This window comes from Halomonas stenophila, from assembly GCF_014192275.1.
Lineage (GTDB): Bacteria > Pseudomonadota > Gammaproteobacteria > Pseudomonadales > Halomonadaceae > Halomonas > Halomonas stenophila.
Genome location: NZ_JACHXR010000002.1, coordinates 456,330 through 478,552, shown reverse-complemented (window position 1 = coordinate 478,552; position 22,223 = coordinate 456,330). Strand labels below are relative to the sequence as shown.

Sequence of the window (22,223 nt, the reverse complement as noted above, 5' to 3'; positions counted from 1 at the left end):
GCTTCCGTCGATATGGGGACCGCCGCGGTTTTTTCAAGCATCGCCCCCCGCCGCGTCGTCGTCGCCCTCCTTCCAGGCGCGATAGTCGGCCAGGCTGCGGTCGACGCGGGTCAGCAGCCAGCCGACCACCACCACGTCGTCCGCCAGGCCCAGCAGCAGCAGGACATCGGGAATCAGGTCCAGCGGCGAGAGCAGGTAGGCCAGGGCCGCGAGCATCCACAGCAGCGCCGACCAGGGCACCGGCCGGTAGCGGCCGCGGACCACGTCGGCCAGCATCGGGCCGAACAGGCGCAGGGCGCGGCGCATCTGCCCCAGCGCCCGGGAGCGCTGCTTGAGGCGCTGGAGCAGCGCCAGACCATTGAAACCAGCCATCTCGTTCTCCTTGCCGGCAACGGGGATTGCCGCTAAACGATAAGAGAGTCGCCGGGCGTCGGCCAGCGACGACACTACTCAAGCCTCCCGCCATGGGCGACCATGGTGGCCCCGTCCACCGGACCACGCCAGCACAACCCACGAGGCGACACGATGCCAAGGTACCCCCTTGTTCCCTGGAAGTCCCTGCTGACCGCCGCCCTGCTCTGCCTGCCAGCGGCCGTCCACGCCGAGCCCGGCGACCGCGCCATGCGCGATTCGCTCCAGGCGGCGCGCCAGCACCGCTGGTCGGCCATCGACCGGGCCGCCATCGAGGACCATGTCCTGGCCGGCTATGTCGACTACCATCGCCTCAAGGCGCGCCTGCCCGCCGCCGAGCCCGGCGAGGTGGGGGCCTTCCTCGAGCGCCATGCCGACTCGCCGCTGGCCGGCTGGATGCGCGGACAGGCCATCTCGGCCTATGGCGAGGCCGGCCGCTACCGGCGCCTGCTCGCCGTGGCCGACGGCGAGCCCTCGGGCACCGCACGCCAGTGCCATTACTATATCGCCCTGCTGGACGAGGCGCCCCAGGCGGCCGCCGAAGGTGGCCGCCGGCTGTGGGCGGTCGGCCGTTCCCAGCCGGATGCCTGCGACCCCCTCTTCGATACCCTGCGGGCGAGGGGCGAGATCGGCCCGGAGGACATCTGGGAGCGCCTGACCCTGGCCTGGCAGGATGGCGAGACGGGCATGGTGAGCTACCTCGGGGGCCTGCTCGGCGATGACTGGGACGACGCCCGGACCGCCCTGGATCGCCTGCAGGGCGACTTCTCGGCGATCACCCGGGTGCCCGCCTGCCTCGGCCCCGAATGCCGGGGCAGCGGGGCGCTGTTCGCCGCCGCCATGCATGGCTTCACCCGCGCGGACACCGAAGCGGCCCTGGAGGCCTGGCGCAAGGTGGCGCCGAGCCTGACCATCGACGACACGCACCGCGAGGCCATCGAGCATGACCTGGCCTTCTACTCCCTGGTCCGCGATATCGATCAGAACCGCGGCTGGGTCGACGGCGTCCTGCCGCGGCTGGCCGACAGCGAGCTGTTCGAGCTGCGCACCCGGGTGGCGCTGACCGACCGCGACTGGGCGGGCGTGATCGACTGGATCGCGCGGCTCCCCGAGGCAGCGCGCGGCGAGGCCCGCTGGCAATACTGGCTGGCCCGCGCCCACGAACAGCGCGGCGACGATGCCACCGCCCAGGCGGCCTATCGGCGGGCCGCCGGGGAGCGCGACTTCTACGGTTTCGCCGCCGCCGACCGGCTCGGCCAGCCGTATGCCCTCAACCTGGAGCGCAACCACTTCGACGCGGCCCGGCGTCGGGCCATCGCCGACTGGCCGCCGGTCAGACGCACCGAGGCCCTGCTGCGGATCGGCGAGCCGGGACTGGCCGCCAGCGAATGGTACGCCGCGGCGGCTCGGGCCACCCTCGAGGAAGCTCGAGCCATGGCCGATTATGCCCAACGGCAAGGCTGGCACGCCCGCCTGGTGCAGACCACCATCGCCGCGAAGCTGTGGGATGCCCTGGAGTGGCGCTTCCCCGAGGCCTACCGCGACCACTTCCTGCGCTGGGGCGAGGTCACCGGCGTCGATCCCTACCTGCTGATGGGGATCGCCCGCCGCGAGAGCGCCTACAACCCCGAGGCGCTCTCTCCGGCCGGCGCCCGGGGCCTGATGCAGCTGATGCCGGCCACCGCCGCCCAGGTCAGCCGCCGGCTGGGCCTCGACGACCCGGGGCCCTATGGCGTGCTGGAGCCGGCCGTGAATATCCGCCTGGGCAGCACCTATATCGGCGAGATGCTCGCCCGCTACCGCGGCAATCGCCTGGCCGCCACCGCCGCCTACAACGCCGGCCCGCATCGGGTCGACCGCTGGCTCAAGGAAGCCCCCGAGGCCTTCGACCTGTTCGTCGAGAGCATTCCCTTCCGTGAGACGCGCCACTACGTGCAGGCGGTGCTGACCTACCGGGTGATCTTCGCCAGCCTGGCCCAGGGTGGCGCGACCCAGGGGATCTCCCTGCTGACCCCGGCGGAGCAGAGCATGCGCTACGACGGCTCGCTGCTGGCCCGCCACTAGGACCACCGTCCCCTCAACGCGACGGCCCCGGCAGATGCCGGGGCCGTCAGGGTATGGGGCAGGCACGACCTCAGCCGGGGGCGCGCGTCATGGCCAGCTTGACCCCGAAGGCCATCAGGACCCCGCCGGTCACCGCATTGAGCCAGCGAGAGAAGGCCGCGCTCGCCAGCCAGCGTCCGGCGCGTCCCACCAGCACCGCCACGGCGACCTGCCACAGGTTGGCGACCAGGAAGTGGATCCCGGCCAGCCACAGCGACTTGGCCAGCGCCGGGTCCCCCGGGGCGATGAACTGGGGCAGGAAGGCCATGTAGAAGACCACCGTCTTGGGGTTGAGCACGTTGGACAGCAGCCCCTCGCGCAGCGGTCGCCAGGCGGGCACCCGGGCGGACTCGCCGACGACCCCCGCCACCGGCAGGCCCTGGCCACGCCGTGCCGCGCGCAGGGCGCCCACCCCCAGCCAGATCAGGTAGCCGGCGCCGGCGAGCTTCAGCATCCCGATGGCCCATGCCGACTGCAGCAGGATCAGCGAGATGCCCAGCGCCGAGACGGCGGCATGCACGAACAGGCCGCTGCAGATCCCCAGACTGGTCAGCACGCCGTCCCCCGGCCCGCCCCGGGCGGTATTGCGGATCACCAGCAGGGTATCCACGCCCGGCGTGATGCTGAGCAGGGTGATGGCCACCAGGAACGGCCAGAACTGGCTGTCGAGGAGCATGGCCGGGGGCCTCAGTCGTTGAAGATGCCGCGCCGGGTGTGGCGCATGGAGATCTGGTCGTTGAGGGTCCAGAAATCATAGAGCACCCCCAGGCCGAACAGCCCCAGGGTGCACAGGTAGACGAGGCCGGTAAACCACTTGCCGAGATAGAAACGGTGGATGCCGAAGACCCCGAGGAAGGTCAGCAGCAGCCAGGCCAGGGTGTAATTGGTCGGCCCGGCCTGGAAGCGCAGATCCGCCTGGCGGTCCATGGCGGGGATCAGGAACAGGTCGATCAGCCAGCCGATCCCGAGCAGCCCCAGGGTGAAGAACCAGATAGTGCCGGTGACCGGCTTGCCGTAGTAGAAACGGTGGGCGCCGAGGAAGCCGAAGAGCCACAGCAGGTAGCCGACCACCTTGCTGTGGGTGTCCTGGAAAGCGATGCGGGTGTGGGTCATGTCGAGTCTCGTCTTATGCCGTTCCGGTCTCCCCGGTCGCTGGACGACCGGGGGCTTTCGATCTACAGTGACCTTGCGGGCGGAAGCACCAGTCTCCCTGCGGCACTCGGTTGACGCAACCCTGGCGCTGATGCACTATCCGCTGCGTTGGTCAGCAAGCAGAAAAGTCGTCAGTTGTACTTCGATTCCTTCGATATACCCGGTGCGCACTTCTTCCTTGTCTTGCCCACGCACTACGGGCTCGCGGTGCGGTCCCTCGACCGGGCCGGCCCAGCACCATCATTTAGTTAGTTAAGGAAATCGACAATGGCAACTGGCACTGTCAAGTGGTTCAACGACACCAAGGGCTATGGCTTCATCTCTCCGGACGACGGCGGTGATGACCTGTTCGCTCACTTCTCCGAGATTCAGGCTGAAGGTTTCAAGTCCCTGCAAGATGGTCAGAAGGTCACCTTCGAGGTCACCCAGGGCAAGAAGGGCCTTCAGGCCTCCAACATCCGGGTCACCGACTGAGGTCGTGATACCGCGTTGACGCCCGGCGCCGATCTCCAGCATCGGCACCAGGAAAGGCCCGCCATCGGCGGGCCTTTTTCATGGGCGGTCGCTCAGGGCGTCGACTCCCCGGTCGCGGCCTCCCCGTCGGAGGCGCTCCCGTCGTCGTCCTGCGTCGCGGAGTCCTCGACGTCGGTGGACTCGCGAATCTCGCTGGGCACTTCCTGCTCGGCCTGCTCGAACTGCTCGTCGATCTTCTTGCTGGCCTCCTGGAAGCGTCGCTCGGTCTCCTCGAGGATCTTCTGTACCTCGGGATCCGAGGACCCCTCCAGCTCGTCGAAGTCCGACATCTCGGCATCGTCCGACAGCGCCTCGTCGAGCTCGGAACCCTCGGCCGGCTCGGAGGCCGCCTCGGGTGTCTGGCGCTCGACCTCCTCGAATTGCTCGTCGATCTTGCGCTGAGCCTCCTCGAAGCGACGATCGGTCTCCTCCAGGATCTTGTCGACATCTTCGCTGCTGGCCTCGCCGGGCAGCGCGGCCTCCTCGCTCAAGGTGTCGGCGGCCGGCGCGTCGTCCAGGGCGGCCTCGTCCGAAGTCTCGCCCTCGGTCGACGTGGCACTTGCCGCCTCGCCGTCGCTCTCATCCGCCGTGGCGCTTGCCGCCTCGCCGTCGGTCGGGGCGGCCTCGGGAGACTGCGCGGGGGCAGCCGGGCTCTCACTCGACGCCTCGGCGGGAGTGCTTTCGTCATCGCCATCGCCACAAGCGGCGAGGCCGACTGCCAATGCCAGGACAACCGGCATCCAGGGTTTCATGGTCATCCTTCTCTCCCTTGAGTGGAGGGTTATTCCACCAGAGCGACATCGCCACCGCAAGGCGAGTTCACCGGGCGAACAGCTGCCCCTGGATATCCCGGAAGGCCTTGAACTCGAGGGCGTTGCCGCTGGGGTCACGGAAGAACATCGTGGCCTGCTCGCCGGGCTCGTCGCGAAAGCGGATGTACGGCTCGATCTCGAAGCGCACGCCCGCCGCGGTCAGGCGGTCGACCAGCGCCTCCCAGGCGGGCATTTCCAGCACCACACCGAAGTGCGGGACCGGCACCCCATGGCCATCGACGGGGTTGCGATGACCCGCCTGGGGCGCCTCGCCGAGGGCCGGGTCGAGGTGGCAGACGAACTGATGGCCGAACAGGTCGAAGTCGACCCAGGTATCGCTCGAGCGCCCCTCGTCGCAGCCCAGCAGTTCGCCATAGAAGCGGCGGGCCTCGGCCAGGTCACGCACCGGCACGGCGAGATGGAAGGGAGTCAGCATGACACGATCTCCGGATGTCGATGGACGAAGGCTTCATGATGCCGCGGCGGCCCGCGGCTGGCCAGCACTCCCTGAGGCAAGCAGCGGGCAGTCTGCCGGCACCACCAGGTCGAGGGCACCGGCGTCGACCTCGACGCGGAAGCCCTGGCGCTGGCAGGGCTCGCCATCCAGCGTCAGCGGCAGCGACCGCTCGCCCTCGAAGCTCAACCAGGGGGTGCGGAAGGCCTCGACGAAGGCACCCTCGGCGGGTCGCACCTGCAGTTCCTGGCGCATGCGCCACATGTCGTGCAAGGAACGGAAGTCGCGCAGCACCAGCACGTCCAGCAGGCCGTCGTCGATCCTCGCCTCGGGAGTCAGCCGCTGGCCACCGCCGGAACGGGTGCCGTTGCCCATGGCCAGCACGAACAGGGAGGCCTGGCGCTCGCCACCGGCCCAGCGCAACCGCCCCGGGTAGGGTTGATACTGCCAGGCCTTGAGCGCACCGATCAGCGAGTAGGCACCGCCGCCCAACAGGCGCTTGAGGCTCTTGGGGGTCGATGAGGTGACCTCGGCGCCGAAGCCGCCGGTGGCCATGTTGAGGAAGTGGCGGCCGTCCAGGTGCGGCACGTCGATGGGCCGCGCCGCCTCCTGCAGGGCCACCCGCAGCGCCGCATCGACCTCCAGCGGCAGCCCCAGCGCGGTCGCCAGGTCGTTGGCGCTGCCCAGCGGCAGGATGCCGAGGGCCGGTCGCCGCTGCCGCGGCAGGCGCATCAGCCCGCTGGTGACCTCGTTGACGGTGCCGTCGCCACCCGCGGCGATCACCCGGTCGACGCCCGCCTGACCGGCCCACTCGGCCAGGCGGGCGGCATCACCGGCCTCCCAGGTGACCCAGACCTCCAGGGCCAGCCCCGCGTCGCGACAGGCGAACACCGCCTCGCGTACCGCCGACAGTTGGGCCGACTTGCCGTTGAGGATCAGCGTGGCCATCGCATTCCCGCTCCCTTGCTTCCTGCCGCGGTCATGCACGCTTCACGCGAGACCGGCACGGTGAAAAGATGAATGCCATTCACTTTATGACTTCCTTACACTATCCGTCTTCCCGGGACATCCGGCACAGGGAGACGTCATGATCGATCCGGCCTTCATTCTCGCGGCCTTCCTCGGCGGCCTGACCGCCATGAGCCTTCGCCTGCCGCCCCTGGTGGGGTTCCTGGCCGGCGGCTTCGTGCTCAATGCCCTGGGATATGATGCCACGCCACTCCTCGACATCCTGGCCGATGTGGGGGTCACGCTGCTGCTGTTCAGCATCGGCCTCAAGCTGGACATTCGCACCCTGCTGCGCAACGACGTCTGGGGAGGCGCCTCACTGCACATGCTCGCCTCGACGCTGTCGATGATGGGCCTGTTCTCGCTGCTCAAGTGGCTGGGCCTGCCGCTGCTGGCGGATACCGGCTGGCAGACCCTGGCCCTGCTCGGCTTCGCGCTGTCCTTCTCCAGCACGGTCTTCGTGGTCAAGGTACTGGAAAAGCGCAGCGAGACCCAGACCGCCTATGGCCGCCTGGCCATCGGCGTGCTGATCATGCAGGACATCTTCGCGGTGGTCTTCCTCACCGCCTCCACCGGCTCCCTGCCGAGCCCCTGGGCCCTGGCCCTGGTGCTGCTGATCCCCCTGGCGCCGGCCCTGCGCGCCCTGCTCGACCGCCTGGGACACGGCGAGATGCAGATGCTGTTCGGCATGCTGCTGGCCCTGGTGCTGGGCTATGCGCTGTTCGAGGCGCTGGGCGTCAAGGGCGACCTCGGCGCCCTGATCATCGGCCTGCTGCTGGCTCCCCACCCCGCCGCCCAGACCCTGGCCCGCTCGATGTTCAGCCTCAAGGAGCTGCTGCTGGTCGGCTTCTTCCTGAGCCTCGGCCTGACCGCGATGCCCAGTTGGGAACTGCTCGGCATCGCCCTGCTGCTGGTGCTCCTGCTGCCGCTGAAGAGCCTGCTCTACCAGTGGGTCTTCCTGCGCTTCCGCATGCGCCACCGGACCTCGGTGCTGTCGACGCTGAGCCTGACCAACTACTCGGAATTCGGCCTGATCGTGGCCGCCATCGCCGCCAGCAACGGCTGGCTGCCGGCCAACTGGCTGGTGGTGCTGTCGCTGGCGGTGGCCCTGAGCTTCGGCGCCTCGGCGATCCTCAACGGCTTCAGCGAACGGATCTACCGCTGGGTGGAACCGCGCCTGCCGGCCATCGACATCAGCGAACTCTCGCCCAGCGACCGGCCCATCGAGGTCGGCGATGCCGAGGCGGTGGTGCTGGGCATGGGCCGCATCGGGCGCAGCGTCTATCGCCGCCTGCAGAAGGAGTACGGCCTGCAGGTGCTGGGCATCGACAGCAACCCCAAGAGCGTCAAGCGGCTCACCGCCCGCGGCTTCAACGTGCTGGAGGGGGATGCCGTGGATTCCGACTTCTGGGACAAGCTGCTGATGTCGCCGGACGTGCGCATGGTGGTGCTGGCCATGCCCCACCATTCCGGCAACCTCTTCGCCCTCAAGCAGCTGCGCTCGCGCCGCTTCCAGGGGCGGATCACCGCGGTGGTGGAGTTCCCCGAGGAGATCGAGCCGATCCGCGAGCTCGGCGCCCACGCCGTCTTCCACGTCTACGACGAGGCGGGCCGGGCACTCGCCGACAGCGCCGCGGAGGAGGCCGGCATCGCCTCGCGGACCAGCCAGCTGGGCTGAGCCCCGCCTTGCCTTGCGGGAAGCCTTGTCGCGATACTTGAACCTCGATCCCGGGGCCGGCGGCCACCCTGCCGCCGGCCCCCTGCTGCCACAGGACCCCAGACTCCATGCAAGACGCCTTCGACTTCATCGGCCAGGCCTTCGGCCAGTTCATCCGCTACCTCGTCGACGCCCTGCTCGGCTTCTTCGGCGGCCTCGACGAGGCCGTGAGCGGCTTCATCCAGGGCACCTCCGACACCCTCGGCATCGCCCCCTCGCTGCTCAGCCTGCTGGTGCTGGCCTTCGGCCTCTGGCTGTTGTGGAAGGCCCTGCGCGCGATCATGCGCCAGGCCATCATCGTCGCGTTGATCTGGGCCTTCCTGGGGGCGACCGTCCTCAGCTGGCTGATCCACTAGTGGGACGGGCCGACACGACGACGCCGCCCCGCGGGGCGGCGTCGTCGTGTCCGGGGTGAGCCGACGGGTCAGGCCAGCGCCTTCTCGATCACCTCATAGACATTGGGCGAGAGCGCCTCGCCGCGGATGCGCTCGAGCTCGGCCTTCATCAGGGTCTGGCGCGCCTCGTCGAAGCGCTGCCAGCGGGTCAGCGGCGTGACCAGCCGGGCGGCGATCTCCGGGTTCAGGCGATTGAGTTCGATGACCACATCGGCCAGCAGCTTGTAGCCCTCGCCGTCGAGGCGGTGGAAGTTGACCCGGTTCTGGGCGAAGGCACCGATCAGCGCCCGCACCTTGTTGGGGTTGGTCAGCGAGAACGCCGGGTGATCCATCAGGAACTTGACCCGATCCAGGGCATCCGACTGCGGGCGCATCACCTGGATGCTGAACCACTGGTCCATGACCAGCGGGTCATGGGCCCACTTCTCGCCGAAGGCCCGCAGCGCCGGGTCCGCGAGGTCGCCGCGGCTGCTGTGGGTCAGCAGGGTCAGGGCCTGGCGAACGTCGCTCATGTTGTGATCCGCCTCGAACTGGCGACGGGCCAGCTCGATGCCTTCCTCGTCCTCGATGCTCATCAGGTAGGACAAGGCGACGTTCTTCAGGCTGCGCGCGCCGATCTGCTCGGGCTCCGGCGCGTAGGGCGCGTCGAGGCGGTTCGCCTCGTAGACCCGCAGGAAGTCGTCGCGCAGGGCCAGCGCCAGGGACTGCTTGACGAAGAGACGGGCCGCGTGGATGGCATCGACGTCGACCAGCGGCTGCTGCTCGGCGATATAGGCCTCGGAGGGCAGGGTCAGCATCTCCGCGAGCACCGCCTTGTCGTCGGTATCGGTATCGAGCAGGGCCCGGAAGGCCTCCACCACCCGCGGGTCCATGACCTTCTCCACGCCGTTGCGATGGGCGGCGATCAAATCATCGAGGGCCAGCAGCGCCAGGCGCTGCCCGGCATCCCAACGATTGAAGCCATCGCTGTCGTTGGCCAGCAGGAAGGCCAGGTCTTCACGGGAGTAGGGGTAGTGCAGCTTGACCGGCGCCGAGAAGCCGCGCAGCAGCGACGGCACCGGGGCCTCCTCCACGTCGGTGAAGACGAACTCCTGCTCGTCCTCGCGCAGGTGGATCACCGCATCGCGGCCCAGCGCCTCGCCGTCCAGGGTCAACGCCAGGTCGCGCCCGGTCTTGGTGCCGACCAGACCCAGCCGGATCGGGATGTGCAGCGCCTGCTTGTCGGGCTGGCCCGGCGTGGCCGGGGTGCGCTGGCGCAGCACCAGGCGATAGACGCCGTTGGCGTAGTCGTACTCGCCGTGGGCGTCGATCTCCGGGGTGCCGGCCTGGGAGTACCAGCGCATGAACTGGTCGAGGTCCTGGCCGGAGGCCTCCGCCATGCAGCCCACGAAGTCCTCGATGGTCACCGCCTGGCCGTCGAAGCGCGCGAAGTAGCGGTCGGCGCCGCGGCGGAAGGCCTCCCAGCCCACCAGGTTGCGCAGCATGCGCACGATCTCGGCGCCCTTCTCGTAGATGGTCAGGGTGTAGAAGTTGCCGATCTCGATGTAATGGTCCGGCCGCACCGGATGGGCGGTGGGCCCGGCATCCTCGGCGAACTGGGCGGTGCGGAAGAAGGAGACCTCCTCGATGCGCTTGACCGGCGCCGAGTTGGTGTCCGCCGAGAAGCACTGATCGCGGAAGACGGTGAAGCCTTCCTTGAGCGACAGCTGGAACCAGTCGCGGCAGGTCACCCGGTTGCCCGACCAGTTATGGAAGTACTCGTGGGCGACGATGCCCTCGACCCGCTGGAAGGCGGCATCGGTGGCGGTCTGGGGATGGGTCAGCACCGCCGCCGAGTTGAAGATGTTGAGCCCCTTGTTCTCCATGGCGCCCATGTTGAAGTCGTTGACCGCCACGATCATGAACAGGTCGAGGTCGTATTCCCGGCCGTAGGTCTCCTCGTCCCAGCGCATGGCGCGCTTCAGGGAGGCCATGGCGTGATCGGTCTTGCCCAGGTTCTCTTCCTCGACCCAGATCTGCAGGCTGACCTCACGGCCGCTCAGGGTGATGAAGCGGTCCTCGACCTTCTTCAGGTCGCCGGCCACCAGGGCGAACAGGTAGCTGGGCTTGGGGTGGGGATCCTCCCAGGTCACGAAGTGACGCTCGCCCGGCAGGCTGCCCCGCTCCACCGGATTGCCGTTGGAGAGCAGCACCGGCAGGCTCGCGGCATCGCCGATCACCGTGGTCGAGAAGGTGGCCATGACGTCCGGGCGATCGGGATAGAAGGTGATGCGGCGAAAGCCCTCGGCCTCGCACTGGGTGCAGAACATCCCGCTCGACCGGTAGAGCCCCTCGAGCGCCGTATTGTCCTCGGGGGCGATCTCCACCTCGGTATCCAGCAGGAAGCGCTCCGGCACCCGGTCCACCCGCAGGCCGCGCTCGGTGAGCGCATACTCGTCCGCCCCCAGGGGCTGGCCGTCGATGGCGATGGCCTTGAGGTCGAGCTGCTCACCGTCGAGCTCCAGCGGCTCGCCGGCCTGCCGCTCGGGGTGACGCTCGAGGTGCAGGCGGGCCTTGACGCGGGTGGCGGCGGGATCGAGGTCGAAGGTCAGCTCGGTATGGGTGACCCGGTAGGCGGGAGCACGGTAGTCGCTCAGGTAGGTCGGTTGCGGTTCGGACATCGAGGATGGCTCCTGTCGAGAATTGCCGGCCATTGTACGGCGCTCCCGGCCCGGACCTCAAAGTGGCGACGGCGGCAACCCCTCAGGACTCGACGACGGGCTCCGGCCGGGTGACGATCCACAGGCCCACCAGCGTGAGCCCGGCGATCAGCCCCAGCTTCAGCCACAGCTGGCCGACGGTGAGGGCCAGCACCAGCATCGAGACGACCAGCATGGCGCCGGCCAGCCACTTGGCATGGCGGGGAATCGCCCGCTCTCCTTCCCAGGCCGTCACCGCCGGCCCGAAGCGCGGATGGCGACGGATCCAGCCGGCGAATCGCGGCGAGCCCCTGGAGGCCGACCAGACCGCCAGCAGCATGAAGCAGGTGGTGGGCAGCAGGGGCAGGAAGGCGCCGATCACGCCCAGCAGGAAGCTGATTCCGGCCAGGGTCATGAAAGCGGCACGGCGTGCATGGGACATCGGGCGCTCACTCCCTGTGGCGACGTGGCGACGAAGGCGCGTCACCCTCATTGAAGCGCATCGCCCTAGCGCCTGCCAATGACCTTCGTCAATGGCCACGGCAAGTCGGGCCTATGGCGGGCGATGCGCGGCGGGCGCCCCTCGGCGCCCGCCGCGGGCCTCAGCCGTTGATGGGGATCTCCCGGCGAGAGGCCCTGGCCTCGCCGCTGCGCGGGACGGTGATCTTGAGCACGCCCTTGTCGAAGGCGGCCTCGATGCCGTCGAGCCGGGCATCCGCGGGCAGGTCGAGCAGACGACGGAAACTGCCGTAGGAGCGCTCCACCCGCTGGTAGCGATCCTCCTGGCTGGTGGTCTCCTGGCGCTTCTCGCCCTCGATGACCAGGCGATTGTCAGCCAGGCTCAGCGTGATGTCCTTCTCCTCGACGCCGGGCACCTCGACGGTGATCAGGTAGTCCTGGTCGCGCTCGGCGATATCCAGTCGCGGGCGCAGCAGTTCCGGCATCTCGCCAAACCGCGTGGCCAGGGGGGGCATGCCGAACTGGCGCATCATGCCGTCCATCCAGCGGTCGAGTTCCTGATGCATGTTGGTGAGCGGTGCCAGCTCACCGCCACGGGCCTCGCCCGCGGCCGGAGCCTCATGGCCCTCGCTGCGGAACCAGTTCCAGGGAGAGAATTTCTGCAGGTCCATACGCCACCTCCTCGTTCGACGTGACGCAGAGCACAAGCGATGATTGCCTTGCGACACTAACAGAACTGGTGGCGCCGGCGCGGTTTTCAAGGCCGCCCGCCGCGGCCTTGACCGGGGTCAGGTTCCGCCCGGGTCAGTCGCGGAAGTTGTCGAACTGCAAGGGCAGGTCGGGGCCTTCCTCGCCCTTGAGCAGGGCCATGACGCGCTGCAGGTCGTCGCGCTTCTTGCCGGTGACCCGCACCTGCTCGCCCTGGATCTGGGCCTGGACCTTGAGCTTGGTGTCCTTGATGCGCTTGACGATGTCCTTGGCCTCCTTCTGCTCCAGGCCCTGCTTGAGCAGTACCGTCTGGCGGGCGCGGACCCCGGAGAGCTCCGGCTCCTGGATATCCATGCAGCGCGGGTCGATCCCCCGGGCGATCAGCTTGTTGCGCAGCACGTCGAGCATCTGGCGCAGCTGGAAGTCCACCTCGGCCTCCAGGGAAACGCTCTCGCCGCTGAGCTCGAAACCCGCGGTGACGCCCTTGAAGTCGAAGCGGCCCTGCAACTCGCGGTTGGCCTGGTCGACGGCGTTGCTGGCTTCATGCTTGTCGAATTCGGAGACGATGTCGAAGGAGGGCATGGGGACTTCCCGGTGGTGGAGGTATCGCCATTCTAAGGGCCCGGGACGCCGTCGCCTAGCGGCCGGGTTGACACTAGCCCGCCTGGGCCAGGCCCAGCGGCTTGACCATGCGCCAGCCGGCACAGCCATCCTCGTAGTAGTCCCCCAGCCAGTCCGAGGGGGCGAAGCCCATGCCGCGGTACAGCGCCAGGGCCGGCGTGTTGTCGGCTCGCACCTCCAGGACCAGCCAGTCGCGGCCACGCCGGCCGGCGGCGTCCTCGAGCCACTGCAGCATGCGACGCCCCAGGCCACCACCGCGGGCCTCGGGGTGCACGCAGAAGGAGTACAGCCGCGCCCGGCCACTGCCGTGGCGGAACAACAGGGTCCCGTAACCCAGCAGCCGGCCGTCGGCTGCCTCGGCCACCAGGGTCAGGGCATTGGCACGATTGAGCAGGTGCCAGAGCTGGCGTCGGCTGAAGCGGTCGCCGCTGAAGGCGACCTGCTCGAGACGGTAGAGCGCGGCGAGGTCACGGGTCTCCGCGGGGCGCAGGATCATCAAGGGGTCGACTCGATTCGCTAGGCCTGTCCGGATTCTGGCGAGCCCATGGGCACCTGTCAGCGGCTCTCGTCATGAAATATTTTCACTCATGTAGCGTATTGCCTGCCAATTGCCTCAGGCGCATGCTGAGGCCGTTTCCCTGCCAGGTCACCTCCCCATGCGTTCCCTGCGTATCGTCGTCGACCGCCTCGACGACTGGCTGCCCTACCATCCCAGCGACGACCTGATGGCCGCCGACACCTTCCTCGCCCTGGACGCCCGGCCAGGCCTGCCGGGGGAGGCCCTCCGCGACCGCGGCGGCCATGTCATCAACCTGTGCAGCGAGCTCGATTACCTGGACACCGGCTATTACGTCTCGCTGCTGGCCCAGGCTCGGGGGCTGCGGGTCCGGCCCGGCGTCGACACCCTCAACGCCCTGTCACGCAAGGCCACGACCGACCTGCAGCTGGCGCCCCTGGCCCCCCTGCTGGACGAGCTGTCACGCCAGGATGCGCTGGCCGGCGATGTCCATACCCTGCGGGTGCTGTTCGGCGAATGCCGGGGCCCGGCGCTCGAGCGGCTCGCCCGGCGGCTCTTCGAGCGCCTGCCCTGTCCGCTGCTCGAGGTGCGCCTGGAACGCCGCCGGGGAAGCTGGCGGGTGGCGCGGGTCAAGCCATGCCGGCTGCGCGACCTCGAGGGCGAGGAACAGGATCTCTTCGCCCGGGCCCTCAACCGCCACTCCCGCCAGGTCTGGCGCACGCCGCGGGCACGGCGCCGCTATCGCTTCGACCTGGCGATCCTGGTCAATCCGGACGAGGCGCTGCCGCCCAGCAATCGCGGCGCCCTCAAGGCCTTCATCCGGGCCGGTCGCCGCCAGGGCATCGACGTCTCCCTGATCACCCGCCGTGACGCGGGTCGGCTGGCCGAGTTCGACGGCCTGTTCATCCGCGAGACAACGGCCCTGGACCACCACACCTGGCGCCTGGCCCGCCAGGCCGAGCATGAGGGCCTGGTGGTCATCGATGCCCCGGAGGACATCCTGCGCTGTACCAACAAGGTCTACCTGCACGCCCTGCTGCGGGCCCGCGGCGTGCCCGCCCCGGAGGGCCTCCTGCTGCGGCGCGGCGACCGCCACGGCCTGCCGGCATTGGCCGCGTCGCTGCGCTTCCCCCAGGTGCTCAAGGTGCCCGACGACTCCTTCTCGCGGGGCGTGGTCAAGATCGCCTCCGGCGAGGCCCTCGTCCAGGAGGCCTCACGGCTGTTCGCCGACTCGGCGCTGCTGCTGCTCCAGGAATGGCTGCCTACCGAGTTCGACTGGCGCATCGGCGTGCTGGACGGGCAGGTGCTGTTCGCCAGCCGCTACTACATGGCGCGGGGCCACTGGCAGATCTACGATCATTCCGCGAAGGGGGTGAGGAGCGGCGGCTTCACCACCCATGCCCCCGAGGCGGTCCCCGCCGCGGTGGTCCGGACGGCGCTTCGCGCCACGCGGCTGATCGGCCGGGGCTTCTATGGCGTCGACCTCAAGCAGGTCGATGACCGGGTGCTGGTGATCGAGGTCAACGACAACCCCAACGTGGACGCCGGCATCGAGGATGCGGTGCTGGGGCCCACCCTATACGAGCGCATCATGGCGGTCTTTCTGTCACGCATGGAGGCGCGGCGCCGGGGTGGCTGACGACGGGGGACGGCTGGCGTAAGCTGCCCCTGTCATGTACCGCACCGGGAGTCGAGATGAGCGACCGCGAGACCCGCCACCGCCAGGCCATGCAGAAACTCAAGTCCCACGTCGACGACAGGGTGGCCCGGGCCACCGAGCAGCGCGGCCAGCTGCTGGTGTTCACCGGCAACGGCAAGGGCAAGACCACCGCCGCCTGGGGCACCGTGACTCGTGCCCTGGGCTACGGCTACCGGGTGGGGGTGGTGCAGTTCATCAAGGGCGTCTGGGAGTGCGGCGAGCGTGAGCGCCTGGCCGAGGACCCCCGCCTGGAGGTGGCGATCATGGCCACCGGCTTCACCTGGGAGACCCAGAACCGCGAGGCCGACACCCAGGCCTGCCGGGCGGTCTGGGCCGAGGCCGAACGCCTGCTCGCCGACCCCGAGGTCTATCTGGTGGTGCTCGACGAGATCACCTACATGCTCAAGTTCGGCTACCTGGATATCGCCACCGTCAAGCGCGCGCTGGAGCAGCGGCCGGCCGAGCAGACGGTGATCGTCACCGGGCGCAACGCCCACCGGGACCTGCTGGCCATGGCCGACACCGTCACCGAGATGCAGGAGGTGCGTCACGGCTTCAATGCCGGCCTCGAGGCGCGCCGCGGCATCGATTACTGATCAGCTCCAGATCGTGCCCACCGGCGTCTCGGGACTGTAATGGTGGGCGATCTGGGCCTGCAGCAGTTCCGCGGTGGCCAGCGCATCGGTCAGCGCATGGTGTCCCTGGTAGGGCGGCAGGCCATAGCGGGTCCGGCTGTCGTAGAGGCGGATGGAGGCCGGCGGGTGTCCGATCCAGCGCTTGAAGCGGGCCAGCAGCGACTGGCGGTGGATACGCGCCTCCAGGGACATGGTATCGATCACCGGGAACCTCACCCCCTCGCCGAGTCGCGCCTTGACGGCCACGTTCAGGAAGGGGCGCTCGATATGCCGGTAATGCACCACCACGATGCGACCGGCCAGGGCATCGAGCAGGTCCTCCAGGACATCGTCGAACTCCGGTGCCCCGGCGATATCGGCGTGGGTGATGTGGTGAAAGGTCACGGACTTGGCGTTCAAGGTTCGCCTCGGCCGCACGATCCAGTAGCGGCGCTCGCGGAGGAAGCTACGTTCCAGCGTGAAGGGCACCAGCCCGATGCTGACGATGGAGTTGCGCCGGGGGTCGAGGCCCGTGGTTTCCATGTCCAGTGCCACCAGCGGCGCCTCGGCGATGGGCGTCTCCGGCGCCGGTGCGCCGGCGGCGAAGAAACGCGCCAGGCGCCTGTCCCGGGCGACACCGGCCCGGCTCGCCAGATAGCTCGTCCAGTCGGGAATCTGCGTCCTGCGGGGGCGTATCAGCATCCACAATGCCTCGTTCACTTGGCCCGTGAGGGCATGGGATAGCGGAACTTGAGGAACTTCTGGGCATGACTCAGGACCTGGAAGGCATCCTTGAGGTTGTGGCGCTCGGAGCTGGTGACGTTCTCCGGCTCGATATTGTTGTCCGGCGTCTGATCGTGCTGGATGTCGAAGACCTGGTGGTGGATGCGCGACATCGACAGGAACTCCAGGGCATAGCGCAGGCGGTCGCTGACCCCGGGGGCGAGCAGTTGGGTGCGATCGATGTCGTCGAGACGGTCGAAGCTGTTCTGGGCGTTGGAGCCACAGGCCAGCGCATGCACCCGGATCAGGTCGACCATGGGGGCGGTGCCGCGACGCTTGAGGTTGATCGAGTTGTTGTGCTTGCCGTCCTTCTCCATCACGAAGGTGCGGAAGAAGCCCAGCGGCGGCGTCCGATTGAGGGCATTGCGGGCCATGGCCGCCAGGAAGAGCGGATGGGTCGCGGCCTTCTGCGCCACCAGATCCTGCAGCTGCTCGACCAGCACGTTCTCGCCATGGACCGGGTCCAGGTCGAAGAAGATCGAGCTGTGCAGCAGCCGCTCGGGGTTGGGTTGCTCGATCCACTCGCTGAAGTAGCGCTTCCACACCGACAACGGCTGTCGCCATTGCTCGTTGGTGGCCATGATGTCGCCCTTGCAGTAGGGGTAGCCACAGGCGTCGAGGCCATCGCTGACGATCTTCGCCATCTCGCGGAAGTAGCCATCGTGCTGCTCCGGGACGAAGTCATCGGACAGCACCAGGGCATTGTCCTGATCGGTGACGATGGACTGCTCGTTGCGCGCCATGGACCCCAGCGCCATGAAGCAGTAGGGCACCGGAGGGGGGCCCAGGCGGTCCTCGGCCAGCTCCAGCAGACGGCGGGTGAAGCTGCGCGCGATGGTCGACAGGGCACTGCCCACCATCCGCGAGTCGGCCCCCTCCTCGACCATCCGCACGAAGGTCGCGCTGACGTCAGGCGCCAGCCGGGCCAGCCCCTCCATGCTGGGTTGGTGGAAGATATTGCTGACCAGATAGAGGCTGCTCTGGGTCTCGTAGCGGATGATGTCGGAGAGGTGCACGATGCCCACCGGCCGGCGACGATACATGACCGGCAGGTGATGGATGTTGTGGCGCAGCATGCACAGCATGGCCTCGTGCACCGACTCGTCGGACTGGATGGCGATGACGCGCTCGCCGATCACCTCGCCGACCGGCGTGTCCGGCGAGCGGCCCTCGGCCACCACCCGTTTACGGAAGTCGCTGTCGGTGAGGATGCCGCGCAGCTGCCAGGCGCGGTCCTCGCTGTCACGGAAGGTGAAGCGGGGATTGTCGCCAGGGGCATCCAGCACCAGCACCGCCGAGGCCTGGTAGTCGGTGATCTGGCGGGCCGCCTCCTGCACCGTGGTGGAGGCCTCCACCATCACCGGGTAGCGCGTGACCAGCTTGCGCACCCGGGTGATCATCATGTCGTTGTTCTTCTTCTGTTGCTCCACCGCACTCTCGAGTCGGGGACGCAGCAGTTCGACGAATTCGGCGAAGTTCTCGTCGACCTTGCAGAGATGATGGAAGACCGCCTCGGGGATGAAATAGATGAGGGTGTCTTCCATCGCCCGCACGGGATAGTGAACCCGATGATTCCGGAGCAGGCTGAACTGGCCGAAGATGTCGCCCTCGCCACGGCGGTTGTAGAGCTCGCCGCCACGCCGGAAGACCTCCACGGCGCCGCTGCGGATAAAGCACAGCTCGTGCAGCTCCTGCCCCAGGGTGAGGATATCCGTGCCCGCCTTGAAATAGGCCACCTCGACCTGGCTGGCCACCTCGTCCAGCAGCTCGTCGGAGAGCCCCTCGAAGGGCGGGAAGCGCCCCAGGTGCTGACGGATCTCCAGCAGTTCCACGTCCATGCCCTTGCTCCCGCACGTTGAGGATGTGCCCAGTCTGTAATGCCCCATCCCCGCTGTAAAGCCGGACGTGGCCCAAGCCTGGGCAAGGCCGCTGGCCTTGACGGGGACACCAGTCACGAGGCGAGGAAGGGAGCCTTGCCATGGATGACCGGAGGAGCACCCACGGAAGGAGGGCGCGGCGGCTCCTCGCCGATCCGTCGTTCGCTTGGCCTCGTGCGACGGCACTGACCATGTCCGGCTCATGATCGCCATTGACACGACCGCGCGATTCATATTTAGATAGAACGGTCTATATAAGGAGTCAGACGATGCCCGCATCCAAGCGCGACCAGCTGCTCGCCACGGCCGAGCGACTCTTCTATGAGCAGGGATTCCATGCCACCGGCATCGACCGCATCGTGGCCGCGGCCGGGGTGGTGCGCATGACCCTCTACAACCACTTCGCCTCCAAGGAGGCCCTGGTGGCCGCCGTCCTGCAGGCGCGCCATGCGCGCTTCATCGCCAGTCTCGAGGCGGCGACGGCGAAGGCTCCACCGGGCCACGCGACGGAGGCCCTGGTCGATGCCCATGGCCGCTGGCTCGAGCTTCACAGCCGGCATGGCTGCATCATGGCCAAGGCCATGGGCGAGTTCGCCGAGCACAGTGCCGAGCTGCATGCCCTGGCGGCCGCCGCCAAGGCCGACCTGCTGGCCCGCATCGAGGCCGCCGTGGCACGCGACGGGCTGGACCATGAGGACGGCCTGGCGCGACGGCTCTTCGTGGTACTGGAGGGCAGCAACACGACGGTGGCCCTGCTGGGGCCGCAGACGGCCCTGTCCGATACCCGGGGGGTGATCGACGCCCTGCTCGCCGCGGTCCGGAGCCGGCACCCATGAGGCCCCTGACGCCGCTTGGCATGGCGACCCTCGGCAGCGGGCTCATCGCCATCACCTACGGGCTGGCCCGCTTCGTGTTCGGGCTCTTCCTGCCCGCGATTCGCGAGGAGATGGTGATCTCGCCGAGCATGGCCGGGGTGATTGGCGCCCTGCCCTTCCTGAGCTTCGTCGTTGCGATCCTGGCCGCCCCCTGGTCGACGCGTCGTGCCGGGGTCCGGGCCACCGCGGTGAGCGCCGCCGGCCTCGCCGCGGTCGGACTGCTGACCATCGCCTATGCGCCAGTGCCGCTGCTGCTCGCCGTCGGCGTGCTGACGTGCGGGATCAGTACCGGGCTGTCCTCGCCGGTCATGGCCGAGGCGGTGCACCGGGTCATCCCGTCCGCGCTGCGCGGCCGGGTCAACGCCACCATCAATGCGGGCACCAGCCTGGGGATCGCGCTGGCCATGCCCGCCGTACTGGTGTGGGCGGACGCCTGGCGGAGCGCCTATACCGGGTTCGCGGCCCTGGCAGCCCTGGGCGCCCTGGCCGCCCTGTTATTTCTGCCTCGGGGCAACCGCCTCGCCACGGCCTCGTGGTCCCGATCTGAGGCCCCACAGGCGAGCCGGACGCAATGGCTGGGGGTCATCCGGCTGAGTGGCCTGGCCGGGCTCATGGGCTGCGTCAGCGCCGCCTACTGGGTGTTCGCCCCCGACGCGGTGATCACCGGCGGGGGACTTCTACCACGCCAGACCGCCTGGATGTGGCTGGCGGTCGGCCTCGGGGGGCTGACGGGCGCTGGCGCCGGCGACCTCATCTCGCGCTTCGGGCCGGCCCTCAGCCATGCCGCCGGCCTGATGGTCATGGCCGCCGCGATCGCGCTGCTGGCCGTCGCACCCGGACACTTTCCCCTGGCCCTGGCCTCCGCGGCGCTGTTCGGCGCCGGCTACATGACCCTGACCGGCTTCTACCTGGTCCGGAGTACCCAGATCATGGTCGATGCCCCCTCATTGGGGCCGGTGTTGCCGCTGCTCGCCACCTCGGTCGGCCAGGTCGCCGGTTCCCCGCTGGCCGGCGGGTTGATCGGGAAAGAGGGCCATGGCACCACCTTCCTGCTCTTCGCCGGCCTGGGGCTTGCCGTCGCCCTGCTGTCGGGGTGGTTGCGCGAGGATCGGGAAGCGTCACCGCGCCTGACCCAAGGCCAGGCCTGAGGGCCATCGCCGCCAGCGAGTCGTCCGGCCCAACGAGAAGGCCACCCCGTGGGGTGGCCTTCTCGATGGTTACCGTCGGCCCGGGCGTGACCCGGGACTCGCCTCAGGAGCCCTGGCCTTCGGCGCTGCCCTGGGCCATCTGCTGCACGCGCTGCATCAGCTCGGGATCCTGCTGGATCGCCTGGCCGATGGCGTTGAAGGTATCCACCTCGAGACCGCTGTTTTCCACCGCCTCGACCATCTTCTCGTTGGCTTCCTGGCGCACTGATTGCTGTGCCTCGTCGCCCTCGGCTTCCTGCAGCTGCTTGGTATAGTCCTGGGAGATCACGGCGATCTGCTTGGAGGCATCGGCGAACTTCTGCAACTGGGCATCGGAGAAGTTCTGCGCCTGGGCCTCGGCCGGCGCCTGCTCGGCGGTGCCGGCGGTGTTCTCCTGGGCGTGGGCCATGGAGCCCATCAGGCCGGCACTGAGCAGGGCCGCGGAGAACAGGGCGGTGAATCGTTGCATGAATACCTCCAAAAATACGTTGGGATGCGTCGGTGAATGCCTCCCTGTGACGGGCATTCCCTCCGAGGGTTCACCACGAAGATGTTACGGTTTGTAAGACCTGCACCCTTGGTGGACTGGCCAGCGGCGCCCATTCACGCGATGATGCCTCCTCGCCCTTCGCGCCAGGAGCCTCTCATGACGAGGGAACGTCACCGGCGAGCCTGGCTGGCCGCCATGCCCCTGCTGTTCGTCGTCCTGTGGAGCACCGGCTTCATCGGGGCCAAGTTCGGCCTGCCCTATGCCGAACCCTTCACCTTCCTGTCCGTTCGCTTCGTCCTGACCCTGTTGCTGCTGGTGCCGCTGGTGCTCCTGCTGGGCGGCGACTGGCCGCGCAGTCCCGCGCTCTGGGGGCATGCCGCCGTCTCCGGCCTGCTGGTGCATGGCGCCTACCTGGGCGGGGTCTTCTACGGCATCGCTCTGGGCATGCCGGCCAGCCTGGCCGCGCTGCTGGTGGGGCTGCAGCCCCTGCTGACGGCGGCCCTCTCGGGCCCGCTGCTGGGCGAGCGGCTGGTGCCTCGGCAGTGGCTGGGGCTGGTGGTGGGGTTGGTCGGGGTCGCCCTGGTGCTGGGCGGCAAGCGGGACCCTGGCGCGGCCCTCTTCGAGGGGTTCGGCATGGCGGCCCTGGGCGCGGTGCTGGTGGCCCTGGTGGGGATCTCGCTGGGCACGCTCTACCAGAAGCGCTTCTGCGCCGGCATGCCCCTGCTGGGCGGTACCGTGGCGCAGTACCTGGGCGCCGGTGCGCTGCTGGGACTGGGCGCCCTGGCCTTCGAGACCCGGGAGATCGACTGGACGCCGACCTTCCTGCTGACGCTGGGCTGGCTGGTGCTGGTGCTGTCGATCAGCGCCATCCTGCTGCTGATGACCCTGATCGAGCGCGGCGAAGCCTCCCGGGTGGCGAGCCTGTTCTACCTTGTGCCGCCGGCCACCGCCCTGGAGGCCTGGTGGCTGTTCGATGAGCGGCTCCCGGCGATCTCGCTGGTCGGCATGGCCGTGGCCATCGCCGGGGTGGTGATGGCGGTGCGGGGCCGCCCCTAGCGGGTGAACACCACCGTGCGGCGCTTGTGCAGGAAGGCCCGCCGCTCCACGTGGTAGGCCACCGCCCGGGCGGCAGGGGCCAGCGGCACGCGAC

The 22,223-nt window shown here is 68.8% G+C and carries 23 protein-coding genes; 9 read left to right on the top strand and 14 right to left on the bottom strand.

The genetic code is table 11. The features are described from left to right. Positions 1–33: 33 nt before the first annotated feature. Positions 34–372 carry a YkvA family protein gene (locus tag FHR97_RS06185; RefSeq protein ID WP_183382882.1) on the bottom strand — a complete coding sequence of 113 codons (339 nt, stop codon included), beginning with the start codon at positions 370–372 and terminating at the stop codon, positions 34–36. Between the two features lie 153 nt (positions 373–525). On the opposite strand from FHR97_RS06185, the gene FHR97_RS06180 reads away from it, so the two are divergent. Further along, positions 526–2,475 carry a transglycosylase SLT domain-containing protein gene (locus tag FHR97_RS06180; RefSeq protein WP_183382881.1) on the top strand — a complete coding sequence of 650 codons (1,950 nt, stop codon included), beginning with the start codon at positions 526–528 and terminating at the stop codon, positions 2,473–2,475. Between the two features lie 70 nt (positions 2,476–2,545). Here FHR97_RS06180 and FHR97_RS06175 read toward each other — a convergent pair whose 3' ends face one another. Together FHR97_RS06175 and FHR97_RS06170 are read right to left on the bottom strand one after the other, a co-directional pair. Further along, entirely contained in the window at positions 2,546–3,190 is a 645-nt protein-coding gene (locus tag FHR97_RS06175; protein ID WP_183382880.1) for a LysE family translocator, read from the bottom strand. A gap of 11 nt (positions 3,191–3,201) precedes the next feature. Continuing rightward, positions 3,202–3,627: an NINE protein gene (locus FHR97_RS06170; protein ID WP_183382879.1), complete on the bottom strand. Its 426-nt coding sequence runs from the start codon at positions 3,625–3,627 to the stop codon at positions 3,202–3,204. 306 nt (positions 3,628–3,933) lie between these two features. Between FHR97_RS06170 and FHR97_RS06165 the strand changes: the two genes are divergently transcribed. Further along, complete coding sequence (locus FHR97_RS06165) at positions 3,934–4,140, top strand: cold-shock protein (RefSeq protein WP_126483679.1); 207 nt, start codon at positions 3,934–3,936, stop codon at positions 4,138–4,140. 92 nt (positions 4,141–4,232) lie between these two features. Here FHR97_RS06165 and FHR97_RS06160 read toward each other — a convergent pair whose 3' ends face one another. From FHR97_RS06160 to yegS, 3 genes are all read right to left on the bottom strand, one after another. Further along, complete coding sequence (locus FHR97_RS06160) at positions 4,233–4,937, bottom strand: putative sodium/potassium/calcium exchanger (RefSeq protein WP_183382878.1); 705 nt, start codon at positions 4,935–4,937, stop codon at positions 4,233–4,235. A 61-nt stretch (positions 4,938–4,998) separates the two neighbouring features. Then, positions 4,999–5,427 carry a VOC family protein gene (locus FHR97_RS06155; RefSeq protein ID WP_183382877.1) on the bottom strand — a complete coding sequence of 143 codons (429 nt, stop codon included), beginning with the start codon at positions 5,425–5,427 and terminating at the stop codon, positions 4,999–5,001. Between the two features lie 33 nt (positions 5,428–5,460). Further along, positions 5,461–6,393, bottom strand: coding sequence for a lipid kinase YegS (gene yegS / locus FHR97_RS06150; RefSeq protein ID WP_183382876.1), 933 nt, complete (start codon positions 6,391–6,393; stop codon positions 5,461–5,463). A gap of 139 nt (positions 6,394–6,532) precedes the next feature. On the opposite strand from yegS, the gene FHR97_RS06145 reads away from it, so the two are divergent. Both FHR97_RS06145 and FHR97_RS06140 read left to right on the top strand, forming a co-directional pair. Beyond that, a complete protein-coding gene (locus FHR97_RS06145) occupies positions 6,533–8,131 on the top strand; it encodes a cation:proton antiporter family protein (protein ID WP_183382875.1) in 1,599 nt (532 codons plus the stop codon). Between the two features lie 107 nt (positions 8,132–8,238). Beyond that, positions 8,239–8,526, top strand: coding sequence for a hypothetical protein (locus FHR97_RS06140; RefSeq protein WP_183382874.1), 288 nt, complete (start codon positions 8,239–8,241; stop codon positions 8,524–8,526). Positions 8,527–8,594: 68 nt separating this feature from the next. Here FHR97_RS06140 and pepN read toward each other — a convergent pair whose 3' ends face one another. The 5 genes from pepN to FHR97_RS06115 form a co-directional block, all read right to left on the bottom strand. Continuing rightward, entirely contained in the window at positions 8,595–11,225 is a 2,631-nt protein-coding gene (gene pepN / locus FHR97_RS06135) for an aminopeptidase N (RefSeq protein ID WP_183382873.1), read from the bottom strand. Between the two features lie 82 nt (positions 11,226–11,307). Beyond that, on the bottom strand, positions 11,308–11,685 hold the full coding sequence (locus tag FHR97_RS06130) for a YbaN family protein (protein WP_183382872.1): 378 nt from the start codon (positions 11,683–11,685) through the stop codon (positions 11,308–11,310). A 160-nt stretch (positions 11,686–11,845) separates the two neighbouring features. Then, positions 11,846–12,373, bottom strand: coding sequence for an Hsp20/alpha crystallin family protein (locus FHR97_RS06125; RefSeq protein WP_183382871.1), 528 nt, complete (start codon positions 12,371–12,373; stop codon positions 11,846–11,848). Positions 12,374–12,506: 133 nt separating this feature from the next. Next, on the bottom strand, positions 12,507–12,992 hold the full coding sequence (locus FHR97_RS06120) for a YajQ family cyclic di-GMP-binding protein (protein WP_183382870.1): 486 nt from the start codon (positions 12,990–12,992) through the stop codon (positions 12,507–12,509). Between the two features lie 73 nt (positions 12,993–13,065). After that, positions 13,066–13,527, bottom strand: a complete 462-nt coding sequence (locus FHR97_RS06115; RefSeq protein WP_183382869.1) for a GNAT family N-acetyltransferase — start codon at positions 13,525–13,527, stop codon at positions 13,066–13,068. Between the two features lie 160 nt (positions 13,528–13,687). On the opposite strand from FHR97_RS06115, the gene FHR97_RS06110 reads away from it, so the two are divergent. Further along, positions 13,688–15,187, top strand: coding sequence for a RimK family protein (locus FHR97_RS06110; protein WP_183382868.1), 1,500 nt, complete (start codon positions 13,688–13,690; stop codon positions 15,185–15,187). Between the two features lie 56 nt (positions 15,188–15,243). After that, positions 15,244–15,843: a cob(I)yrinic acid a,c-diamide adenosyltransferase gene (cobO, locus tag FHR97_RS06105; protein WP_183382867.1), complete on the top strand. Its 600-nt coding sequence runs from the start codon at positions 15,244–15,246 to the stop codon at positions 15,841–15,843. Here the strand turns inward: cobO and FHR97_RS06100 are convergent, their stop codons facing one another. Together FHR97_RS06100 and FHR97_RS06095 are read right to left on the bottom strand one after the other, a co-directional pair. Next, positions 15,844–16,563, bottom strand: coding sequence for a 3'-5' exonuclease (locus tag FHR97_RS06100; protein ID WP_183382866.1), 720 nt, complete (start codon positions 16,561–16,563; stop codon positions 15,844–15,846). It abuts the gene before it with no gap. 14 nt (positions 16,564–16,577) lie between these two features. Next, a complete protein-coding gene (locus tag FHR97_RS06095) occupies positions 16,578–18,482 on the bottom strand; it encodes a DUF294 nucleotidyltransferase-like domain-containing protein (protein WP_183382865.1) in 1,905 nt (634 codons plus the stop codon). A 308-nt stretch (positions 18,483–18,790) separates the two neighbouring features. On the opposite strand from FHR97_RS06095, the gene FHR97_RS06090 reads away from it, so the two are divergent. Together FHR97_RS06090 and FHR97_RS06085 are read left to right on the top strand one after the other, a co-directional pair. Then, entirely contained in the window at positions 18,791–19,357 is a 567-nt protein-coding gene (locus tag FHR97_RS06090; protein WP_183382864.1) for a TetR/AcrR family transcriptional regulator, read from the top strand. Beyond that, positions 19,354–20,544, top strand: coding sequence for an MFS transporter (locus tag FHR97_RS06085; RefSeq protein WP_183382863.1), 1,191 nt, complete (start codon positions 19,354–19,356; stop codon positions 20,542–20,544). Before FHR97_RS06090 ends, FHR97_RS06085 begins: the two co-directional genes overlap by 4 nt. Positions 20,545–20,647: 103 nt before the next feature. Here FHR97_RS06085 and FHR97_RS06080 read toward each other — a convergent pair whose 3' ends face one another. Further along, on the bottom strand, positions 20,648–21,052 hold the full coding sequence (locus FHR97_RS06080) for a DUF4168 domain-containing protein (RefSeq protein WP_183382862.1): 405 nt from the start codon (positions 21,050–21,052) through the stop codon (positions 20,648–20,650). 177 nt (positions 21,053–21,229) lie between these two features. On the opposite strand from FHR97_RS06080, the gene FHR97_RS06075 reads away from it, so the two are divergent. Beyond that, positions 21,230–22,129, top strand: a complete 900-nt coding sequence (locus FHR97_RS06075) for a DMT family transporter (protein ID WP_183382861.1) — start codon at positions 21,230–21,232, stop codon at positions 22,127–22,129. Positions 22,130–22,223: the final 94 nt, after the last annotated feature.

What these genes read in the sequence shown, in the direction of transcription:
- FHR97_RS06085 (WP_183382863.1), top strand. Translation starts at nt 19,354, where the DNA reads ATGAGGCCCCTGACGCCGCTTGGCATGGCGACCCTCGGCAGCGGGCTC.
- FHR97_RS06170 (WP_183382879.1), bottom strand. Translation starts at nt 3,627, where the DNA reads ATGACCCACACCCGCATCGCTTTCCAGGACACCCACAGCAAGGTGGTC.
- FHR97_RS06120 (WP_183382870.1), bottom strand. Translation starts at nt 12,992, where the DNA reads ATGCCCTCCTTCGACATCGTCTCCGAATTCGACAAGCATGAAGCCAGC.
- cobO (WP_183382867.1), top strand. Translation starts at nt 15,244, where the DNA reads ATGAGCGACCGCGAGACCCGCCACCGCCAGGCCATGCAGAAACTCAAG.
- FHR97_RS06075 (WP_183382861.1), top strand. Translation starts at nt 21,230, where the DNA reads ATGACGAGGGAACGTCACCGGCGAGCCTGGCTGGCCGCCATGCCCCTG.
- yegS (WP_183382876.1), bottom strand. Translation starts at nt 6,393, where the DNA reads ATGGCCACGCTGATCCTCAACGGCAAGTCGGCCCAACTGTCGGCGGTA.
- FHR97_RS06095 (WP_183382865.1), bottom strand. Translation starts at nt 18,482, where the DNA reads ATGGACGTGGAACTGCTGGAGATCCGTCAGCACCTGGGGCGCTTCCCG.
- FHR97_RS06140 (WP_183382874.1), top strand. Translation starts at nt 8,239, where the DNA reads ATGCAAGACGCCTTCGACTTCATCGGCCAGGCCTTCGGCCAGTTCATC.
- pepN (WP_183382873.1), bottom strand. Translation starts at nt 11,225, where the DNA reads ATGTCCGAACCGCAACCGACCTACCTGAGCGACTACCGTGCTCCCGCC.
- FHR97_RS06130 (WP_183382872.1), bottom strand. Translation starts at nt 11,685, where the DNA reads ATGTCCCATGCACGCCGTGCCGCTTTCATGACCCTGGCCGGAATCAGC.
- FHR97_RS06145 (WP_183382875.1), top strand. Translation starts at nt 6,533, where the DNA reads ATGATCGATCCGGCCTTCATTCTCGCGGCCTTCCTCGGCGGCCTGACC.
- FHR97_RS06155 (WP_183382877.1), bottom strand. Translation starts at nt 5,427, where the DNA reads ATGCTGACTCCCTTCCATCTCGCCGTGCCGGTGCGTGACCTGGCCGAG.
- FHR97_RS06165 (WP_126483679.1), top strand. Translation starts at nt 3,934, where the DNA reads ATGGCAACTGGCACTGTCAAGTGGTTCAACGACACCAAGGGCTATGGC.
- FHR97_RS06115 (WP_183382869.1), bottom strand. Translation starts at nt 13,527, where the DNA reads ATGATCCTGCGCCCCGCGGAGACCCGTGACCTCGCCGCGCTCTACCGT.
- FHR97_RS06185 (WP_183382882.1), bottom strand. Translation starts at nt 372, where the DNA reads ATGGCTGGTTTCAATGGTCTGGCGCTGCTCCAGCGCCTCAAGCAGCGC.
- FHR97_RS06090 (WP_183382864.1), top strand. Translation starts at nt 18,791, where the DNA reads ATGCCCGCATCCAAGCGCGACCAGCTGCTCGCCACGGCCGAGCGACTC.
- FHR97_RS06160 (WP_183382878.1), bottom strand. Translation starts at nt 4,937, where the DNA reads ATGACCATGAAACCCTGGATGCCGGTTGTCCTGGCATTGGCAGTCGGC.
- FHR97_RS06180 (WP_183382881.1), top strand. Translation starts at nt 526, where the DNA reads ATGCCAAGGTACCCCCTTGTTCCCTGGAAGTCCCTGCTGACCGCCGCC.
- FHR97_RS06125 (WP_183382871.1), bottom strand. Translation starts at nt 12,373, where the DNA reads ATGGACCTGCAGAAATTCTCTCCCTGGAACTGGTTCCGCAGCGAGGGC.
- FHR97_RS06175 (WP_183382880.1), bottom strand. Translation starts at nt 3,190, where the DNA reads ATGCTCCTCGACAGCCAGTTCTGGCCGTTCCTGGTGGCCATCACCCTG.
- FHR97_RS06080 (WP_183382862.1), bottom strand. Translation starts at nt 21,052, where the DNA reads ATGCAACGATTCACCGCCCTGTTCTCCGCGGCCCTGCTCAGTGCCGGC.
- FHR97_RS06110 (WP_183382868.1), top strand. Translation starts at nt 13,688, where the DNA reads ATGCGTTCCCTGCGTATCGTCGTCGACCGCCTCGACGACTGGCTGCCC.
- FHR97_RS06100 (WP_183382866.1), bottom strand. Translation starts at nt 16,563, where the DNA reads ATGCTGATACGCCCCCGCAGGACGCAGATTCCCGACTGGACGAGCTAT.